Genomic DNA, 1,995 nt, shown 5'->3' on the forward strand with positions numbered 1-1,995 from the left:
AAACTTTCACTAACGAACTCTAACTTTTTTGGGGGGAAAGTGACATTTCAACTTTGGCGAACGATGTGACATTACTAACTTTCAATAACAGCGATTGTAGACTCATGGCATTTTTGCCACGAAAGGCTTAAAACCCTGTGTTATCTTGCTCCAAAAGCGGCAGATCATGACCCAATAAAAAGTGGTGAAATTCACCACTTTTGCCTTTTGGGGCGTTGAGGCTGAAATTGCGCTCAAGGGGCTATTTATCGTAATTTGTAAGTTTGGTGAGCCGGTAACTCTTTTCGGCGCCAAACCTACTAGAGGCACTTAATTAAGCTCGCTTGCTAGCTGCCTTATAAACATCCCCCCTTTCTCTCTTCCCAACAGCAACAACAAAAACGGTAATTTTTTCATCTTGAACTTGGTAGATCAATCGATAGCCAGAACTGCGTAGTTTGATTTTATAGCAAAAAGGTAACTCTCTTAAGCGGTTCGACTCAACGTGCGGATACTTTAAGACTTCCTTTAGCTTATTCTTAAACTGCTGCTTAACCGTGTTACCTAGTTTGTTCCACTCTTTTAAAGCACGAGGATCAAACTCTAATTCATAAGTCATCCAAAGAAACCTTTACACCTGGCAAAGGGTCATTGAGTCGAGCTTTAACCAATGAGATCAAAGCTTCATCTTCATCAGTTAGAAGAACTGGCTTGAAGGGAAGTGCTCCCCGCTGGGCAACATACTCAAGAGTTTGGCGCAACAGTTCAGACGGCGTAACCCCAAGCTTCTCAAGAGCAGCATATGAACGAGCTTTCAGCCCATCATCAACTCTAATATTAATAGTTCCCATAAATACTCCTGTAATTACAATTGTAATTACATTATAGTTTTTCATATAGGAAACGCAAATCATGAGGTAATTTGGATATAGAAAACTATTGTACGTTAAGAGGAAAATTTGTTCAGTTCGTGCAGCTCCCCCTTTGATTACTTCAATTGACTATCGTCTTTAAGTTGTCGCACAACAACTATCGCATTTAAGTTAACGCGTTTATGTTATTTGCTCTGCAATGCTCTATCTCATTGGGGTACACCCAAACACGAGAGGGTACATCAAAATCCCTACCGTACAATAATTTCCGATATCCAAGCCCCCTTAGCAGGTTAGCCCAAAAAACACCACCCTTTCATTCTTTCATTCTTTCATTCTTTCATTCTTTCATTCTTTCATTCTTTCATTCTTTCATTCTTTCATTCTTTCATTCTTTCATTCTTTCAGGTAAGGTAGAACAACTTCCATAAAACAAAGGTAATTCACCATGATAGTTAGCTTTCTAAGTCAAAAAGGTGGCGTAACGAAAAGCACACTGGCAAGAGCACTTGCTGTATCTTTTGCAGACAATGCATGGTCGGTCCATATTGCCGATATGGACTGGCAACAACAAACGTCATCTAAGTGGACAGGAAGAAGGGATGAAAAAAATATCGCGCCAATCATAACAGCATCAGCTCATCGTCGAGTGGAATCCGCATTGAAATTAAAGGACGCGTATAATTTATTAATCATAGATGGGCGTCCAGCTTCTGATCAAGACACTATCTTATTGGCTAAAGAATCTACCTTAGTGGTTTTACCAGCCGGAACCTCAACCGATGATCTAGAACCGCAGTTATATTTAGCTAATGATTTGGTAAGAAACGGTGTAATCAAAGAAAATATAATGTTCATTATAAATAAATGTCCTACAGAGTCTGAAGCTAATAATGCAACAAACACCATCAAAGCTTGGGGCTTTAAAGTCTGCGAACACACATTACATTTTAAAGCTGGCTACTCAACAGCCCAGGATTTAGGTTTATCCATAACAGAGACCAAATACCCAAGTTTAAATTTGGCAGCATCAAAATTAATACAAGAGATAGCTGATTTAATGATTTAATGATTTAATGATTTAATGATTTAATGATTTAATGATTTAATGATTTAATGATTTAATGATTTAATGATTTAATGA

At 38.1% G+C, this 1,995-nt stretch carries 3 protein-coding genes; 1 reads left to right on the plus strand and 2 read right to left on the minus strand.

The genetic code is table 11. From position 1 onward, the window contains the following. Nucleotides 1-313: 313 nt before the first annotated feature. Together L2748_RS23670 and L2748_RS23675 are read right to left on the minus strand one after the other, a co-directional pair. Nucleotides 314-598, minus strand: coding sequence for a type II toxin-antitoxin system RelE family toxin (locus L2748_RS23670; RefSeq protein ID WP_220783186.1), 285 nt, complete (start codon nucleotides 596-598; stop codon nucleotides 314-316). Then, nucleotides 588-830 carry a type II toxin-antitoxin system RelB/DinJ family antitoxin gene (locus tag L2748_RS23675; protein WP_220783194.1) on the minus strand — a complete coding sequence of 81 codons (243 nt, stop codon included), beginning with the start codon at nucleotides 828-830 and terminating at the stop codon, nucleotides 588-590. The genes L2748_RS23670 and L2748_RS23675 overlap by 11 nt, the downstream gene beginning before the upstream one ends. Nucleotides 831-1,299: 469 nt before the next feature. Between L2748_RS23675 and L2748_RS23680 the strand changes: the two genes are divergently transcribed. Next, nucleotides 1,300-1,920 (plus strand): ParA family protein, encoded by a 621-nt coding sequence (locus L2748_RS23680; protein ID WP_220783187.1) that lies wholly within the window; start codon nucleotides 1,300-1,302, stop codon nucleotides 1,918-1,920. Nucleotides 1,921-1,995: the final 75 nt, after the last annotated feature.

The organism is Shewanella sairae (genome assembly GCF_023283535.1).
In the GTDB taxonomy this organism is placed as follows: Bacteria; Pseudomonadota; Gammaproteobacteria; order Enterobacterales; family Shewanellaceae; genus Shewanella; species Shewanella sairae.

Excerpts from the sequence above, each read along its gene's own strand:
- L2748_RS23670 (WP_220783186.1), bottom strand. The coding sequence starts at position 598 with ATGACTTATGAATTAGAGTTTGATCCTCGTGCTTTAAAAGAGTGGAAC.
- L2748_RS23675 (WP_220783194.1), bottom strand. The coding sequence starts at position 830 with ATGGGAACTATTAATATTAGAGTTGATGATGGGCTGAAAGCTCGTTCA.
- L2748_RS23680 (WP_220783187.1), top strand. The coding sequence starts at position 1,300 with ATGATAGTTAGCTTTCTAAGTCAAAAAGGTGGCGTAACGAAAAGCACA.